General features: G+C 59.7%; 12 protein-coding genes. All 12 read left to right on the top strand.

Annotation, left to right across the window (positions count from 1 at the left end; all coding sequences use genetic code 11):
• Nucleotides 1-30: 30 nt before the first annotated feature.
• The 12 genes from tssK to ACLH0J_RS23315 all read left to right on the top strand — a co-directional run bounded on the left by tssK (nt 31) and on the right by ACLH0J_RS23315 (nt 17,898).
• Nucleotides 31-1,377: a type VI secretion system baseplate subunit TssK gene (gene tssK / locus ACLH0J_RS23370; RefSeq protein WP_411389237.1), complete on the top strand. Its 1,347-nt coding sequence runs from the start codon at nt 31-33 to the stop codon at nt 1,375-1,377.
• On the top strand, nt 1,370-2,179 hold the full coding sequence (gene icmH / locus ACLH0J_RS23365; protein WP_411389236.1) for a type IVB secretion system protein IcmH/DotU: 810 nt from the start codon (nt 1,370-1,372) through the stop codon (nt 2,177-2,179). The genes tssK and icmH overlap by 8 nt, the downstream gene beginning before the upstream one ends.
• Before the next feature lie 105 nt (nt 2,180-2,284).
• Complete coding sequence (locus ACLH0J_RS23360) at nt 2,285-2,806, top strand: Hcp family type VI secretion system effector (RefSeq protein WP_411389235.1); 522 nt, start codon at nt 2,285-2,287, stop codon at nt 2,804-2,806.
• A 78-nt stretch (nt 2,807-2,884) separates the two neighbouring features.
• Nucleotides 2,885-5,404, top strand: a complete 2,520-nt coding sequence (locus tag ACLH0J_RS23355; protein WP_411389234.1) for a type VI secretion system Vgr family protein — start codon at nt 2,885-2,887, stop codon at nt 5,402-5,404.
• A complete protein-coding gene (locus ACLH0J_RS23350; RefSeq protein WP_411389233.1) occupies nt 5,401-6,819 on the top strand; it encodes a hypothetical protein in 1,419 nt (472 codons plus the stop codon). The genes ACLH0J_RS23355 and ACLH0J_RS23350 overlap by 4 nt, the downstream gene beginning before the upstream one ends.
• Before the next feature lie 8 nt (nt 6,820-6,827).
• The gene (locus tag ACLH0J_RS23345; protein WP_411389232.1) at nt 6,828-7,871 is read left to right on the top strand and encodes a PoNe immunity protein domain-containing protein; all 1,044 of its coding nucleotides are present in this window, start codon (nt 6,828-6,830) and stop codon (nt 7,869-7,871) included.
• Nucleotides 7,872-7,875: 4 nt separating this feature from the next.
• Nucleotides 7,876-9,294: a hypothetical protein gene (locus ACLH0J_RS23340; protein WP_411389231.1), complete on the top strand. Its 1,419-nt coding sequence runs from the start codon at nt 7,876-7,878 to the stop codon at nt 9,292-9,294.
• Between the two features lie 8 nt (nt 9,295-9,302).
• Entirely contained in the window at nt 9,303-10,346 is a 1,044-nt protein-coding gene (locus ACLH0J_RS23335; RefSeq protein ID WP_411389230.1) for a PoNe immunity protein domain-containing protein, read from the top strand.
• A gap of 4 nt (nt 10,347-10,350) precedes the next feature.
• Nucleotides 10,351-11,769 (top strand): hypothetical protein, encoded by a 1,419-nt coding sequence (locus ACLH0J_RS23330; RefSeq protein WP_411389229.1) that lies wholly within the window; start codon nt 10,351-10,353, stop codon nt 11,767-11,769.
• A 5-nt stretch (nt 11,770-11,774) separates the two neighbouring features.
• A complete protein-coding gene (locus ACLH0J_RS23325) occupies nt 11,775-12,818 on the top strand; it encodes a PoNe immunity protein domain-containing protein (protein WP_411389228.1) in 1,044 nt (347 codons plus the stop codon).
• 52 nt (nt 12,819-12,870) lie between these two features.
• The gene (tssM, locus tag ACLH0J_RS23320; RefSeq protein WP_411389227.1) at nt 12,871-16,524 is read left to right on the top strand and encodes a type VI secretion system membrane subunit TssM; all 3,654 of its coding nucleotides are present in this window, start codon (nt 12,871-12,873) and stop codon (nt 16,522-16,524) included.
• Between the two features lie 51 nt (nt 16,525-16,575).
• The gene (locus ACLH0J_RS23315; RefSeq protein WP_411389226.1) at nt 16,576-17,898 is read left to right on the top strand and encodes a hypothetical protein; all 1,323 of its coding nucleotides are present in this window, start codon (nt 16,576-16,578) and stop codon (nt 17,896-17,898) included.
• Nucleotides 17,899-17,964: the final 66 nt, after the last annotated feature.

The following is a 17,964-nucleotide window of genomic DNA, read 5'->3' as shown; positions in this document are numbered from 1 at the left end:
TCCAGCCGCTTTTGCCCCGAGTAACCACCAATGAGTTCACGCAACCCCGTCATCTGGCATGAAGGTTTGTTCGTCAAACCCCAACACTTCCAGCAACAGGCTCGCGCCGCCGAAGCCGCCGTGCATCAGCGCCTGCACAGCCTGAACGATGCTCTCTACGGTTTCAGCGAACTGGCGTTGAACACCGAGTATTTAAGCTTCGGCAAGATCGCCATTACCCAGGCACGCGGGATCATGCCCGATGGCAGTGTCTTCGATATCCCTCACGACCTGGCGCCACCCGCCCCGCTGGAGATCGCCGACAGTAGTGCGGTCAACCAGATCGTCTATCTGGTCCTGCCGCTGCGCTCCAACGGCGCCCTCGAAGTGCGCTGGCCCGACCAGTACGGCAACAGCCGCTATATCGCCCGCCGCGAGGAAATCCGCGACACCCACAGCGATGACGGCGATCAGGTGGGCATGGACCTGGCCGTGCCCAACCTGCAACTGATGCTCGAACGCAACGACCGCAGTGCCTTTACCGGCATCGCCCTGGGCAGGATCAAAGACAAACGCCCGGACGGCAGCCTGGTGATGGACGAACATTTCTACCCCACCAGCCTGTCCCTGCAAGCTGTGCCGGCGCTGCATCGCTATCTAGGCGAAGTGGCCGGGCTGATGCGCGAGCGGGCCAAGAACCTGGCCCGGCGCATCGGCTCGCCAGGGCAGTCGGGCGTCGCCGATGTCACCGACTTCAACCTGCTGCAAACCCTTAACCGCTTGTTCCCGCTGTTCCAGCACCTGGCTCGCCAACGCCAAGTTCACCCGGAACGGCTGTATATCGCACTGGCCCAGGCCTGCGGCGAACTGGTGACCTTTACCGATGAAGGTCACCTGCCCCAGGAATACCCAGCCTACCAGCACGACAACTTGCGCGAGTCCTTCCAGCTGTTGGAACACACCCTGCGTCGCGCCTTGGGCACCGTGCTGCAACCGCGTGCCGTGTCGCTGCCGATCATTGAGCAGAAGTACGGCGTACGCACCGCCACGTTGAACGACAAGCGCCTGCTGGACAACGCCGAATTCATCCTCGCCGTGCGCGCCGAACTGCCAGCGCAAACCCTGCGTCAGCAACTGCTCAAGCAGATCAAGATCAGTTCCACCGAAGGTTTGGAGCAATTGGTCAGCCTGCAATTGCCGGGTATCCCGCTGATACCGCTGCCTGTGGCGCCACGACACCTGCCGTTCCATGCCGGCTTCAGCTACTTCGAACTCGACCGTCACCATCCCACCTGGCAAAGCCTGAGCAGCGGCAGCGGGTTTGGTTTCCATATTGCCGGTGACTTCCCGGAACTGGAGCTGCAGTTCTGGGCGATCAGGAGTGAAAAAGATGAGTGAGGTGAAGAACGGCGCCAACCCCGAGCTAGACGCCACAAGCAAGCTGGAACCTGCCGAACCAGCGCAGCCGAAACCAAAACCCGAACGGCTGCTCGCAGATCCTGAATTCGATATGCGGGGCCTGGCCTGGAACCCGCTGTGCGATGCCGCCACGCCCCTGATCGGCCTGGTGATCCGTCTGCGTCGACTGGACCAACACGACGATGTGCCCGCGCTGTACCAAAGCGTCAGCAACCAGATCACCACGATCACGGAGGAAGTCAGCCAGCTCGACTATGACGCCGGCATGCTCAAGGCCTACTCCTATAGCCTGTGCCTGTTGATCGACGAGGTAGTCATGCGCACCACCTGGGGCAGGCTTTCCACTTGGAGCGCCCGCTCATTGCTCAGCCAATTCCATGGGGAAACCCAAGGTGGCGAAAAATTCTTCACTGTCATGAACAACATGATCCCCGAAGCGTCCCGGTACCAGCATGTGCTGGAGTTCATGTACCAGTGCCTGATCTCCGGCCTCAAAGGCAAATACGGCGCCCATATCAAGGGTGATGACGAAATACAGAAAGTCATCAACCAGTTGCATAGCGTGTTGCGCCCGCTGCGGGGGGAAACGCCCAAGCGCCTGACCGACCCGTTGGCCAACGTCGCGCCGCGTAATTATCGGATCAAACGCGCCTGGCCATTGTGGACGCCTTGGGCATTGGCAGCTGTCGTGCTGACAGTCGCCTACACGATCTACTCGATCCGCCTGAACGCTATCACTCAAGAAGTGCTGGTGTCCCTGGAGCGGATTCTCAACCTGTAACCGATTTTCAGCGTGCTCATCCCGAGCGCCTGCAAAGCCATGGCCGTTTCGGCCATAACCCGCGCCCCAAAGGGTCGCTCACTTAACCGCGACAAGGAGCATGTCATGCCAACACCCGCGTACATCAGCATCCACGGCAAAGAGCAGGGCCACATCACCAAAGGTGCCTTCACCGCAGATTCGGTGGGCAACGTCTTTGTGGAAGGCCACGAGGACGAAATCCTCGCCCAGGAAATCGACCATCAGATCGGCGCGCCCACCGACCCGCAAAGCGGTCAACCCACCGGACAGCGAGTGCACAAACCGCTGATTTTCACCAGTGCGCTGAACAAAGCCTCACCACTGCTTTATCAGGCCCTGGCCACCGGTGAAATGCTGACGACCGTCGAGGTCAGGTGGTTCCGTACCTCCACCGATGGCAAAAAGGAACACTTTTTCACCACCAAACTGGAAGACGCCACCGTCGTCGACATCCACACCGTGTTGCCTCACGCCCAGGACAGCGAAAACGAAAACTACACCCAGTTGATCAAGACCAGCCTGGCTTATCGCAAGGTCAGTTGGACCCACAAAGTGTCCGGCACCGAAGCCTCGGATGACTGGCGTAAACCGGCAGAGGCGGGCTAAACACAGGCCCGTTCCGTCGCTGCGGTGCGTGCAGCGGCGGGACCTTCACTGACTCAACCTGGTTAAGAAGGAGGTTTCATGCCGCGCCAAAGCGACCTGCGTTACACCTTCGAACCGCTGCGGGGCGATCCCTTCGAGGTGGTCTCGTTCACCCTCGAAGAAGGCCTGTCCCAGCCGTTCAAGCTCGTACTGGCGCTGGTGAGCTTCGATGCCGCCATCGACTTCAATCGGGTGCTGGATCTGGCGGGGCTATTCACCTTATGGCGTGGTGAGACTCCGGTGCGCTACGTCCACGGCCTGGTCAGCCTGTTCCAGCAGGGCGACACCGGCTTTCGTCGCACCCGCTACACCGCCGTGGTCGAACCGACCCTGGCGCGTTTTGATCTACGCTCCAACTGGCGCATCTTCCAGGGCCAGACCGTGCCCGACATCATCACGGGCCTGCTGGCCGAGCAAAAGCTGAGCGACATCCGCACGGACATCTGCTTCGACCACCAACCCCGCGAATACTGCGTACAGGCCGGTGAAACCGACCTCGATTTCATCGCCCGCCTGGCCGCCGAAGAAGGCCTGCTCTACACCTTTGAACACCGCGTCGACGGCCACACCCTGGTCCTCACCGACCACGTCGGCGGCCTGGGTACCATCGGCACCCACACCGATTGCCCGGTGATCTACCAACCCATGAGTGGCGGCGACTCCAATGAGCCGGCACTGAACCGCTTCCACTACACCGAGCAAGTGCGCACCGCCGTGCAGGTGCAGCGTGACTACACCTTCACCCACCCGCGCTACAACCAGCAACACACCGCCACCGGCGACCAGGACCTGAACAACCAGCACAAGGATTACGAACGCTACGACTACCCTGGCCGCTACAAGCGCGATATCGCCGGCAAGCCCTTCACCAAGACGCGCCTGGCCGCCCTGCGCAACGACGCCAAGCTGGCCCATCTGGAAGGCGACGATGCGCGCCTGCAACCGGGATTGGCCTTTGACCTCAACGATCATCCACGTGAGGACTTCAACGACCGTTGGCGCACCATCGCCATCAAGCACGAGGGCAAACAGCACACCCGTTTGCAGGAGGAATCGTTCGGCAGCGGTCTTGGCACGTCCTATGAAATGCAGGCCAGCGCCATCCGCTGGACCTGCGACTGGAAAGCCCCGCTGCGCGACAAACCCTGCATCGACGGCCCGCAGATCGCCACGGTGGTCGGCCCGCCCGGTGAGGAGATCTATTGCGATGAATGGGGCCGGGTCAAGGTGCAGTTTCCCTGGGACCGCTCGGACCAAAACAACGACCAGAGTTCGTGCTGGATTCGGGTGGCGCAGGGTTGGGCGGGTGCCACGTGGGGCGCCATGGCGATTCCCCGTGTCGGCCAGGAACTGATCATCAGCTATCTCGACGGCGATCCGGACCAGCCCATCGCCACAGGTCGTACTTACCGCGCGACCAACCTGCCGCCGTATGAGCTGCCCAAACACAAGACGCGGATGACCATCAAGAGCCGCACCCACAAGGGCGAAGGCTTCAATGAGCTGCGCTTTGAAGATGAGTTGGGCCACCAGGAAGTGTTCATCCACGCTGAAAAAGACAAGAACGTCCATATCAAACACAACAACGGCATCTTCGTCGGCAATGACCGCAAGGAGCGGGTCGAACACAACGAAACCGTGTCCATCGGCGACCACCGCACCGAAGACGTCGGCCAGAACGAAACCATCAGCATCGGCGCCAACCGCAGCGTGACCATCGGCGGCAACAAGGTCGAAACCATCAAGTTGGCCAAAGCCGAAACCATTGGTTTGGCCAAGGCATTGACTATTGGTGCGGCTTATCAGCGGACAGTGGGTGGGGCCATGAATACAACGGTGGGCCTCAGCCAGAGTGAGCAAGTTGGGCTGAACAAAGCGGAGTGCATCGGACATACCTACGCTATCGACGTCGAAGATGAGTTTTCGATTGTGGTGGGTAAATCAATTCTGGTGATGAAGTCTGACGGCACCGTTCTTATCAACGGCTGTACGTTCGACTTCAGTGCCACTGGGGCAGTCTTCATCAGCGGCGCAGAGGTGGATCTCAATATCAAGCTGGCTGAGCACGACAGCTCGATACACATCCACCGGCCGCCGCTTGAGTTGCATTACACCTATGACGATTTGAAGCCTGAGGTCGGGGCACTGTATCGAGTTGACTTTGAGGACGGCACGCAGAGAACCGGCAAGCTCGATGATCAGGGGACTGCGCTAATCGACAACCCTCCAGGCGCGGGAGTGGCCTATTTCGGCTATGACATCAGAGAATCGTTTCCCACCAACAAACAGACAAAAAATGACGTGTTTGGCCTTTTACCCAATACGCCGGGGGAGGCGGAGCAAACCATTGAGCGCTACCGGCGGCAAGAAGAGGAACACCGACAAAACACTTACTTTGCCGATGAGATTGAGGCGCTAGAAGCTGGCCGTCTGGACTACGACGACATGATTGAAAGCTATGCCTATACCGAGGACCCCGCCACTGAAGAGTCAGACCTCGTGACAGCCGGTGAGCATGAACAGGTTTCCTTAGTGATCGATCAAGAGGACGTGTCATGAGTCACCCCAGCACTTCCCGCCTTGAAGACGACACCTTTCTGCAGGTCCTTACCTGGGTCGAGGAGGTCGTCGAAGGACGTGGTGCTTCGCTGGCGCAGATGATGGTCAGTACGGTGCTGGGGCTGATCCCGTTTGTGGGGCAGGCGGTCGATGCGTACAACATTCTGCGTTGTCTCTATCAGCTCACACGCACCCCTGACAGCCACCAACACTGGCTGGACCTGGTGTTATCGCTGGTCGCGCTGGTGCCGGGATTCGGCGATGCGCTGAAAAACGTCTTCAACATGCTGCGTCACGGCAAGCCCATGGGGCGCATTCTCGACAGCCTGCCGCGCCATGTGCGCGGCGATATCGAAATCTGGTTTCGCCAGCTGGATTGGGCACGCTATACCGCCGAGATCCTCCAGAACATCGACGCGATTCTGTCCGGGTTGATCACCATGCTCAGCCGCAGCCTGTCGACCTGGGCGCTGGGACGCAACGGCGTGCAGCGCCTGATCGAGCAGTTGCGCCAGCTTCAGGATATGGCCCAGCGCCAGATCACCGAGGCGATGAACACCCTCAAGCGCGCTCACCAAAAAGCCCTGGCTGATCCGTTGCCCAGCACCACGGCGCGCACCCCTGCCGCGCCGGGCGGAAGCAAAGCGCCTGCGCCCAACAGTCAAGCCAGCGGCAATGTGGCGACCACGACGGCGGGTACTCAGTTACCGGCGCAAGGGCGGGTCTCGGCGCAACAGAGGCAGAGCGAACGCTCCAGTCAAAGGCCTCATCAGATCAGCGTCTCGGGTGAACACATTGCCGATTACTACTTCGTCAAACGCCAGCGGCGCCGGGCCAAGGTCAACCATCGCGGCAAGCTCTATGAAATGAGCCAGCCAGGGCATCGGGGGATTGACCATGTGTGGCATGGCGGCGGCTTGCCGGTGGGTTATCGCATCAGCGACACCAAGGGCACGGGTGGCGCGTTTCATCGATTGGAAACGGCCAAGGCGGTGTTTGCCGGGCTGGAGTATGGGATCGATGCGTACTTGGGGATGGAGGATGAAAAACGTGTGGAACGAGCGGTGAACAAACCCACGGTGGGGGATGGGCGACAGCTGAGTCATAAGTGGATTGCGGCGAAGATTCGGGATGCTCAGTTGACGAATGCTCACAGTGGAAAACTAGTGGACGCTATCGAGGCCTGGGAGCGAGTTGATTTCAAACTGGGTGCTAAAACCCACGTTGAGGTTGGTGAAGCTAACCGCCAACTGGTGAAGTGCCCTTATGACCGCAGTTTGATCACCGTGGTCGGCCCCAACCACAACCTACACGAGCGAGCTAAGGGGCCTGTCACGCCCAAATGCTGCAAAGCCTCAGTGTCGCATCAGATCGGCACCGAGTTCGTTTTACCTACCCAGATGCTAATCAAATGAGTGAAGCCATGCCTAATTTGCCTATTCCCGATTGGCCCCGCTGGTTCAGTTGGGAGATCACCGAAGCCGATTTTGAAAAGCGTCGGGAACGTTATGTGCTCTTTGAAAATTATGAGAAGCGTTTTGAGCGAATGCTGAATGGTATGCACATGATCACCACGGACTTGCCCAAGCATCGCGAGCGCTCTAAATCGGGAGGGTTGATGACTTCAACCCGGCGTCGACTCTGGGACGCCCTCGACTGGACCAACCTGCAATATTCCGCCGGTGCCCCTGTCGAGCAACTGGCCGAGGTCTGGCCTTACGCACTGGAGTGGGCAGAAGAATACGGCTACTTCGATGCACTGTTCGACCAGTCGCCCGAAGCGGGCAATTACATGGCCCCGCATGCCGCGTTGCGCACCGAAGAATACTGGATCGTCGCCCTGCGTCTGACCTGCTTTGGCCTGCTCAGCGGCTACGCCCATACCATGCCAAGGGTCATGGCGTTTCTCGATTACGCCAATGAACTGATGGGCGTGCGCGACGGTTTACTCGAGCACTTGGTGCGTCCGTTTGTGCCGGATCGTGGCCTGCCGCCGGATAAATGCACCCGGCACCTGCCGTATCGAAAACTGCTCAAAGTGTTCAGCACCGCTCCGACCAAGCGTGCGGAACTGATGAAGACCTATCTTGACGAGTGGTACCACGCCAGCCGCCGCGAACCCTATATCGATCAGCACGAAGAGGGCGGCTATCTCCACTACGGCTACTGGTCCTGGGAAGCCGCGGCCGTCACCTGGCTGCTATGCATCGACGACAGCAGCTACCGCGACATGCAGTTCTACCCCAAGGACTGGGTCGACTACGCCCGCCAATATCCGCCACCGCCCATCGAATCGGTTCTGCATTCAGGCCAGGCCTGCCCACAAAGCGGTTGGTGGTGGAGCGATGCCAGTCACCAGTCCCTGCGTCGCTTCGAGGCGGGGGATATTTTCCCGGACATTGCCAGCGGCCCAGCCCGTGGAATTACCGTGTGGCGTTGGTCGCTCGACCAGCGGCAGGGGGGATAAAGCAATGAGTCATCCCGCCATTTCCCGCCTTGAAGACGACACCTTTCTGCAGGTCCTCACCTGGGTCGAGGAGGTCGTCGAAGGACGTGGTGCTTCGCTGGCGCAGATGATGGTCAGTACGGTGCTGGGGCTGATCCCGTTTGTGGGGCAGGCGGTCGATGCGTACAACATTCTGCGTTGTCTCTATCAGCTCACACGCACCCCTGACAGCCACCAACACTGGCTGGACCTGGTGTTATCGCTGGTCGCGCTGGTGCCGGGATTCGGCGATGCGCTGAAAAACGTCTTCAACATGCTGCGTCACGGCAAGCCCATGGGGCGCATTCTCGACAGCCTGCCGCGCCATGTGCGCGGCGATATCGAAACCTGGTTTCGCCAGCTGGATTGGGCACGCTATACCGCCGAGATCCTCCAGAACATCGACGCGATTCTGTCCGGGTTGATCACCATGCTCAGCCGCAGCCTGTCGACCTGGGCGCTGGGGCGCAACGGCGTGCAGCGCCTGATCGAGCAGTTGCGCCAGCTTCAGGATATGGCCCAGCGCCAGATCACCGAGGCGATGAACACCCTCAAGCGCGCTCACCAAAAAGCCCTGGCTGATCCGTTGCCCAGCACCACGGCGCGCACCCCTGCCGCGCCGGGCGGAAGCAAAGCGCCTGCGCCCAACAGTCAAGCCAGCGGCAATGTGGCGACCACGACGGCGGGTACTCAGTTACCGGCGCAAGGGCGGGTCACGGCGCAACAGAGGCAGAGCGAACGCTCCAGTCAAAGGCCTCATCAGATCAGCGTCTCGGGTGAACACATTGCCGATTACTACTTCGTCAAACGCCAGCGGCGCCGGGCCAAGGTCAACCATCGCGGCAAGCTCTATGAAATGAGCCAGCCAGGGCATCGGGGGATTGACCATGTGTGGCATGGCGGCGGCTTGCCGGTGGGTTATCGCATCAGCGACACCAAGGGCACGGGTGGCGCGTTTCATCGATTGGAAACGGCCAAGGCGGTGTTTGCCGGGTTGGAGTACGGGATCGATGCGTACTTGGGGATGGAGGATGAAAAGCGCGTGGAACGAGCGGTGAACAAACCCACGGTGGGGGATGGGCGACAGCTGAGTCATAAGTGGATTGCGGCGAAGATTCGGGATGCTCAGTTGGTTGAGCCGCACACGTTAATTCTGGGGCGGCAGATTGAAGCTTGGAGGAGCGTCGAGTTCAAGATGGGGGCTGAAACCCGTCTCGAAAACGGTGAAGCCACTCGCCAGTTAGTGAGGTGCCCCTACGATCGCAGCCTGATTACGGTGGTTGGCCCCAACCACAACCTGCACGAACGAGCTAAGGGGACCGTCACGCCAAAATGCTGCAAAGCCTCAGTGTCGCATCAGATCGGCACCGAGTTCGTTTTACCTACCCAGATGCTAATCAAATGAGTGAAGCCATGCCTGATTTGCCTATTCCCGATTGGCCCCGCTGGTTCAGTTGGAAGATCAATGAAGCGGATTTCGAGCAGCGCCGTGAACACTATATTCTCTACAAAAATTATCCAGAGCGTTTTGATGACTTCATGGGCCGTATGCACATGATCACCACGGACTTACCCAAGTATCGCGAACGCTCAAAGCCCAGTGGGTTAATGACTTCTACGAATCAGAGACTCTGGGACGCCCTCGACTGGACCAACCTGCAATATTCCGCCGGTGCCCCTGTCGAGCAACTGGCCGAGGTCTGGCCTTACGCACTGGAGTGGGCAGAAGAATACGGCTACTTCGATGCACTGTTCGACCAGTCGCCCGAAGCGGGCAATTACATGGCCCCGCATGCCGCGTTGCGCACCGAAGAATACTGGATTGTCGCCCTGCGTCTGACCTGCTTTGGCCTGCTCAGCGGCTACGCCCATACCATGCCAAGGGTCATGGCGTTTCTCGATTACGCCAATGAACTGATGGGCGTGCGCGACGGTTTACTCGAGCACTTGGTGCGTCCGTTTGTGCCGGATCGCGGCCTGCCGCCGGATAAATGCACCCGGCACCTGCCGTATCGAAAACTGCTCAAAGTGTTCAGCACCGCTCCGACCAAGCGTGCGGAACTGATGAAGACCTATCTTGACGAGTGGTACCACGCCAGCCGCCGCGAACCCTATATCGATCAGCACGAAGAGGGCGGCTATCTCCACTACGGCTACTGGTCCTGGGAAGCCGCGGCCGTCACCTGGCTGCTAGGCATCGACGACAGCAGCTACCGCGACATGCAGTTCTACCCCAAGGACTGGGTCGACTACGCCCGCCAATATCCGCCACCGCCCATCGAATCGGTTCTGCATTCAGGCCAGGCCTGCCCACAAAGCGGTTGGTGGTGGAGCGATGCCAGTCACCAGTCCCTGCGTCGCTTCGAGGCGGGGGATATTTTCCCGGACATTGCCAGCGGCCCAGCCCGTGGAATTACCGTGTGGCGTTGGTCGCTCGACCAGCGGCAGGGGGGATAAAGCAATGAGTCATCCCGCCATTTCCCGCCTTGAAGACGACACCTTTCTTCAGGTCCTTACCTGGGTCGAGGAGGTCGTCGAAGGACGTGGTGCTTCGCTGGCGCAGATGATGGTCAGTACGGTGCTGGGTATGATCCCGTTTGTGGGGCAGGCGGTCGATGCGTACAACATTCTGCGTTGTCTCTATCAGCTCACACGCACCCCTGACAGCCACCAACACTGGCTGGACCTGGTGTTATCGCTGGTCGCGCTGGTGCCGGGATTCGGCGATGCGCTGAAAAACGTCTTCAACATGCTGCGTCACGGTAAGCCCATGGGGCGCATTCTCGACAGCCTGCCGCGCCATGTGCGCGGCGATATCGAAACCTGGTTTCGCCAGCTGGATTGGGCACGCTATACCGCCGAGATCCTCCAGAACATCGACGCGATTCTGTCCGGGTTGATCACCATGCTCAGCCGCAGCCTGTCGACCTGGGCGCTGGGACGCAACGGCGTGCAGCGCCTGATCGAGCAGTTGCGCCAGCTTCAGGATATGGCCCAGCGCCAGATCACCGAGGCGATGAACACCCTCAAGCGCGCTCACCAAAAAGCCCTGGCTGATCCGTTGCCCAGCACCACGGCGCGCACCCCTGCCGCGCCGGGCGGAAGCAAAGCGCCTGCGCCCAACAGTCAAGCCAGCGGCAATGTGGCGACCACGACGGCGGGTACTCAGTTACCGGCGCAAGGGCGGGTCTCGGCGCAACAGAGGCAGAGCGAACGCTCCAGTCAAAGGCCTCATCAGATCAGCGTCTCGGGTGAACACATTGCCGATTACTACTTCATCAAACGCCAGCGGCGCCGGGCCAAGGTCAACCATCGCGGCAAGCTCTATGAAATGAGCCAGCCAGGGCATCGGGGGATTGACCATGTGTGGCATGGCGGCGGCTTGCCGGTGGGTTATCGCATCAGCGACACCAAGGGCACGGGTGGCGCGTTTCATCGATTGGAAACGGCCAAGGCGGTGTTTGCCGGGTTGGAGTATGGGATCGATGCGTACTTGGGGATGGAGGATGAAAAACGTGTGGAACGAGCGGTGAACAAACCCACGGTGGGGGATGGGCGACAGCTGAGTCATAAGTGGATTGCGGCGAAGATTGAGGGGGCGCAGATCACGGAGGCTAACTATCTTCGGTTAACGCGTCAGATCAAGGCTTGGGAAAGTGTGGATTTTAAGCTTGGTGCTGAAACCCAATTTGAAAATGGTGAGGCTACGCGCCAGTTGGTGAAGTGCCCTTACGACCGCAGTCTGATCACGGTGGTCGGCCCCAACCACAATTTGCATGATCGAGCCCAAGGCCCCGTCACCCCCAAATGTTGCAAAGCCTCGGTATCGCATCAGATCGGTACCGAGTTTGTGCTGCCAACCCAGATGCTACGAGAGTGATGCCCATGCCCCCCCTACCTACCCCTGACTGGTCCCGATGGTTGACCTGGAAGATCAGCGAAGCCGACTTTGAAAGGCGCCGTGAGCGTTATGTGCTTTTTAGGAACTATTCGATCAATTTCGACGATAACGTCAATCGAATGGTAATGATCACCACGGACTTGCCCAAGTATCGCGAACGCTCCAAGCCTGGCGGCCTGATGACCTCAACGCGCCGACGGCTATGGGACGCCCTCGACTGGCTCAACCTGCAATATTCCGTTGGTGCGCCAGTCGAGCAACTGGTCGAAGTCTGGCCATACGTACTGGACTGGGCGGAAGAATATGGCGACTTCCACGCGCACTACCATCAGTCGCCCGAAGCAGGCAATTACATGACGCCCCACGCCGCCCTGCGTACCGAAGAATACTGGATCGTCGCCCTTCGCCTGACCTGTTTCGGCCTGCTTAGTGGTTACGCGCACATGATGCCAAGGGTCATGGCGTTTCTTGATTACGCCAACGAATTGATGGGCGTACGCGACGGTCTACTGGAGCGTCTGGTACGTCCGTTTGTGACGGATCGTGACCCGCCACCGGACAGTTGCACGCGGCACTTGCCCTATCGAAAACTGCTCAAAGTGTTTAGCACCGCTCCGACCAAGCGTGCGGAACTGATGAAGGCCCACCTTGACGAGTGGTACCACGCCAGCCGTCGTGAACCTTATGTGGATAGACATTTTGAGGGCGGATTCAGTCATTTCGGCTACTGGTCCTGGGAAGCCGCGGCCGTCACCTGGCTGCTAGGCATCGACGACAGCAGCTACCGCGACATGCAGTTCTACCCCAAGGACTGGGTCGACTACGCCCGCCAATATCCGCCACCGCCCATCGAATCGGTTCTGCATTCAGGCCAGGCCTGCCCACAAAGCGGTTGGTGGTGGAGCGATGCCAGTCACCAGTCCCTGCGTCGTTTCGAGGCGGGGGATATTTTCCCGGACATTGCCAGTGGCCCAGCACGCGGAATTACCGTGTGGCGTTGGTCGCTCGATCAGCGGCAGGGCGGGTGAAGTAATGGCGCGACTCGCCACTGATGACAATCAAACTAGCTAGGAGCGATTCATGAAAATGGTCTGGAGTTACCTCAAACGCTGGGGCTTGCCGGTACTGCGCCAGTTCAACCAGGCGGTGCCGGTCCTGGTATTGCTGGGCATGGTGTTGTTATTGATCGTCATTGGGTGGCTGGGCCCGCAGTGGATGTGGCGTGGGCATCAGCCGCTGGGTGAGTTGGCGATGCGCGTTTCGGCCAGTGTCGTGGTGCTGGTGGTGCCGCTGCTGATCTGGGCGTGGCGGGTGCGTAGTCGCTTCCAGCGTTTGCAACTTGAGCGCCAACATGAGACCGCGGTGCAAGTCGATCCTTGTCTGCCTTATGTCGAGGCGCAGGAGCGAGCGCTGGACCGCAGCCTGGGCAATTTGCTGAACAACATGGAGCGCCGCGGCTCGCTCTATCAACTGCCGTGGTATCTGGTGCTGGGCGAGGAAAATGCCGGCAAGACCAGCCTGATCACGCGTTCCAACCAGAGCTTTGCCTTGTCCCATGTGACCAAAGCCGGGGTCAGGGCGCATCAGGAAGAGCAACTGGCCTATCCGGTGGATTGGTGGATCGGTGACGCGGCGGTGTTGATTGACCCGCCGGGTGAGTTCCTCAGCCATCCGGAACCGATGCCTGACAATGTCGAGCAGCAGGGCGTGACCCAGGGCAAGTTCAAACCCGTATTACCCGCCGGGACTCATCCGCGGTTATGGCTGCACCTGCTCGACTGGCTCGCCCGCAACCGCAGCCGTCGAGCGTTGAACGGGGTGGTGTTGGTGGTCGATGTGCAGGCCTTGTTGGCGCAACGTCCCGAACAACGCAAGGCCCACGCCAACCTGCTGCGCACCCGGCTGTTTGAGCTGACGCGGCAATTGGGCACGCGTTTGCCGGTGTACGTCACGCTGAGCAAGTTCGACCTGCTGGAAGGCTTCGAGGAATTTTTCGCCCGGTTATCGCGCAGTGGGCGCGAAGACCTGCTGGGCTTCACCTTCAGTCTGGATGCGGTGGATGATTTCGATGCATGGCTGGCGGAGCTGACGCGCCAATACCAGGCCTTTGTCGTCTGCCTCAGCGAGCAGGTTTTCGACAGCGCCAATGAGTCGCGTACGTTGACTGAGCGCGATCGCTTGCAGGCGCTGGTGCATCAGATGGCGGGCCTGCGCCCGGCGCTGTTCGGCTTCCTCAGCGAAATGCTTGGCAGCGATCGTTTCACCACGCCGGCGTTGGTGCGCGGGCTGTATTTCTCCTCGGTGCTTCAGCAAGGCACCCTGAGCAACGCCTTCGTCAAAGAAGCAGGGCAAGCCTATCAACTGCCGCCACCGCCACCCGAAGTCAAACCGGCCGGTGGCACGGCCATCTACTTTGCCCAACAACTGTTCCAGCGAGTGATCTACCCCGAAGCGGGCCTGGCAGGGGACAACATCAAGGTAGCCCGCAACAAGCGGCGGCTGCTGATCGCCGGATTCAGCGTCGCGTCCCTGGGCTGTCTGGTGGTCATCGGGACTTGGCAGTTTTACTTCACTATCAATCGCGACAAGGCTGCCAGTGTGTTGGCCAAGAGTCAGGAGTTCAGTGGTCGGGACATCGACGCCAAAGTCGACACCACCGGTCGCAATCTGCTGGTGCCGTTGGAGCAGATTCGCAATGCGGTGCTGGTCTACGGCGACTACCGCGAGGCGTGGCCGTTGCTGTCGGACATGGGGCTGTATCAGGGGAGGGCGATTGGCCCGACGGTGGATGAGGCCTATCTGAATCTGCTGTCCAAACGCTTTTTGCCGGCCATTGCCAGCGGTGTACTGGAGGCAATCAACACCGCGCCCGCCGGCAGCACTCAGCAACTGGCGGCCTTGCGCGTTTACCGCATGCTCGAAGAACGACAGAACCGCCGCCCGGCCATCGTCGAGGAGTGGGTCGCCAGGCAATGGCAGCGCGCCTATCCGGGCCAGGGCCAGTTGCAGGTCGACTTGATGGGGCACTTGGACTACGCGCTGAAATACGCCGACGCCGACCTGCCGCACTACCGAGAACGCATAACCCAGGTGCAACAGCAATTGCGCCAGTTGCCCATGGCCGAACGGGTCTACATGAGCCTGAAACAGGATGCACAGCAGCGTTTGCACCGCCCACTGGACCTGCGCAATGAGGTCGGCCCGGCGTTCGATATCGTCTATCGTCCGCTGAGCACCGATCAAGAAGGCAGCGGCTTGCTGCTGGCGCCACTGCTCACCGCCAAGGGCTTCAAGGATTACTTCGAGCCCGGCACCGAGGGCATCATCGAGCTGGCCATGATCGACCAGTGGGTGCTCGGCGAACGGCAACGCCCGGACTACTCCGACGAAGACCGTAAAGTGCTGACCCAGCGCATTCGCGCTCTGTACAGCGCCGACTACGTGGACAGTTGGCGGCGCGCTTTGAATCGGTTCGCGGTGACTGACTTCGATGACCTCAGTCACGGTGTGGCCGTGCTGGAACAGGTCACCGGCCCGGCCGCACCGCTGCGGCGTTTACTGGAAACCCTGCGCGACAACAGTGTGATTTACCCGTCGGTGCCTTTGGCCGAAGGGCAGGCGCCCCTTGCGCTGGACAAGGTGTCGGACGGCCAACAACAGGCGGCAGGGATTCGGCGCGCGTTCTCCAGTCTTGCAGAGCTGATCATTACGCGAGGCGAGCAGCCATCTTATTACGAAGAAACCCTGCGTTCGGTCAGCGGCGTCTACGACTACGCCAAAGCGGTGCGCGACAATCCCGATCCCGGCAAGGCGGCGCTGAAAGCCGTACTCAACCGCTTCTCCCTGGGCGGTGCCGACCCCATCGCCAACCTGCAACGCGTCGCCGTGGGCCTGCCCGAGCCGCTGAATCAGCACGTCAAAAAGCTCGCCGACCAGACCTCACAGGTACTGGTGATTGCGGCGTTGCGCGAACTGGAAAAGCGTTGGGACAGTGAAATCTACCGTTTCTACCGTGATCGCCTGGCAGGCCGTTACCCGTTCAAGGCCAGCGGTGAGGACGCCTCGCTGGAAGACTTCGAAGCCTTCTTCGGCCCCCAGGGGCGCCTGCAGCAGTTTCACGACCAATACCTGAACGTATTCCTCAAGGACAACCTCGACGCCCTGTACTCCGACAGCCTCGGCGGCTATCTGGTGCGCAGTGATGTGCTGGATCAGCTGAAAAAGGTCGAGCACATCCGCGACACCTTCTTCAACCATCGCGGCCACCTGGCGGTGCAACTCACCATCGAGCCCCTGGCCCTGAGCGCCACCCGCCTGAGCAGCATGCTCAGCGTCGACGGCCAATTGATCCCTTACCAGCACGGCGCACCACAACGCACCGGACTGGTGTGGCCCAACAGCCTGGGCAATACCAATGGCAGCCAACTGACCCTGGTGCACAGCACCGGCAATACCGCCAGCCTGAGCTATCGCGGACCGTGGTCACTGTTCCGGCTGCTCAGCCGTGGGCACCTCAATGGACGAACCGACACCAGTGTGGACCTGACCTTTGCCGTTGCCGATGGGCTGATGCGTTATCGGATTGGCGCGGAGAAAGCCAACAACCCGATTACGCAGCGCAGTTTTGAAGGGTTTGTGTTGCCCAGGACGTTGCTGGAGGAACGTCGATCAAAGAGAACCATAAACAAAGTTGAAGATGTCGCCGTAACGGCGCTCAGCGATGAGCGCACCTAAATCAGCGCGTGCTGGATACGAAGTAATCACAAGTGAAACAGGACCGTTTACATGGCAATCAGGCTACAGATGTTGACTGAAGACCCCAAAGAAATTGAGTTGATTGAGCGTTACTGGGCCGTCGACGAGTCAGGGCAATACCTCGAGAAAGTCAGTGCTCTAGAGGGCATCGTTGAAATGGCTCAGGGCGTTACCCTTGCCAGTTTCATACGGCAACGTTGCAATGCGTTCGATGAAAATCAGGTCTGTCCCAAGTGCGCGGGGCTGGTCGAAATCAAGAATCGCTCACAGGCTAAAAAAGTCTCGCAGCCCTCTATCAAGCTTTGTACGTTGTGTCAGGAAGATCAGGACGCTATTGCCTTAGAGGCTCAAAAGGCGAAGGCAGCGGAGCTTGCGCGGCAGTTGACGGAGTATGTCCGCAAGCAGTCAACCCGAACGGTGGACTACTCAACTATTGCGGATAGGCAGGTGCTTCTTCTGTTGGCGTTAGACAGGGCCGTTACGCCGAGATTGACCCATGGCGGCTTCACCGTAGGTGACTGCCGAGGACTTGCGCCCAGGTACGTCGGTGACTTTTTGCAGCAATTGCGTGAGGCCGGGCTGGTCCTTGATGACCCCACCAAAGCCAGGCCGGGCACCTACTATTGGGAGGGCGACGAGATTTGGATGTTCCGGGATCAAGTGGTTTATCGTTTGGCGCCGGATGCCGCGTCAAGAAGTGCGGATGAGGTCATTCGGAGCCTGCAGGATAGGGTGTACACCGACGCTGAAGGGCTCTTCACTCTGTGGCTTGATTATTCAGTGGCTGACGTCATGCGTTATTTGGGTGCCCAATGTGCACTCTACAACCATGAACTCTCTGAGCGGGAGCTGGAGGAAATTAACAGCACCCTGCGCTCAGCGCTGGAAACCTACAGTGTCTCGCAGCTCTGGTCGGTGGTCTGGAAGGTCGTCAGGGACGCCGCCAGTTTAGCTAATCGTGAGTATTACAACCGCCCCAAAGCGGCTGCGACCATTCCTGGGAAGATTCGGCGGAACTTGGAGAAGGTGCAGCGCGAATCGATTGAACTCAAGGCATGGAGTCGCCCGGAGCAACATCCCGCAGGCACATTGGGGATGGTGTTGGGCGAGATTTTGGGCGTTGATGAAAATACATCAGGCCATAGGGTCTCTTCCCTTGTTACCTGGTTCACCGGGCAGGCTTGTTCACCCACCGTCGAAGCCGAGCTTCATGAGCCGGTGCGGGAGTTGATGACCATCGCGCTGGCGCATGACGTTGGATCTAGCGTTATGCTTCGGTTTGCCGAACTGATTCGTGCGGGTCATGACGTGGGTTCTGCGGTCGAGGAAATTGGGAGTGCTTTGCGATCGTGAATGGCAGTGCGTAGTTCAGTCTGAACCTACCGCCACGCATGACGCGCTACTGGGGGAGGAGTCTCT

Source organism: Pseudomonas sp. MPB23 (assembly GCF_046605395.1).
Lineage (GTDB): Bacteria > Pseudomonadota > Gammaproteobacteria > Pseudomonadales > Pseudomonadaceae > Aquipseudomonas.
Note: the sequence above shows the minus strand (reverse complement) of the source record. Positions and strands in the feature narration are given on the sequence as shown.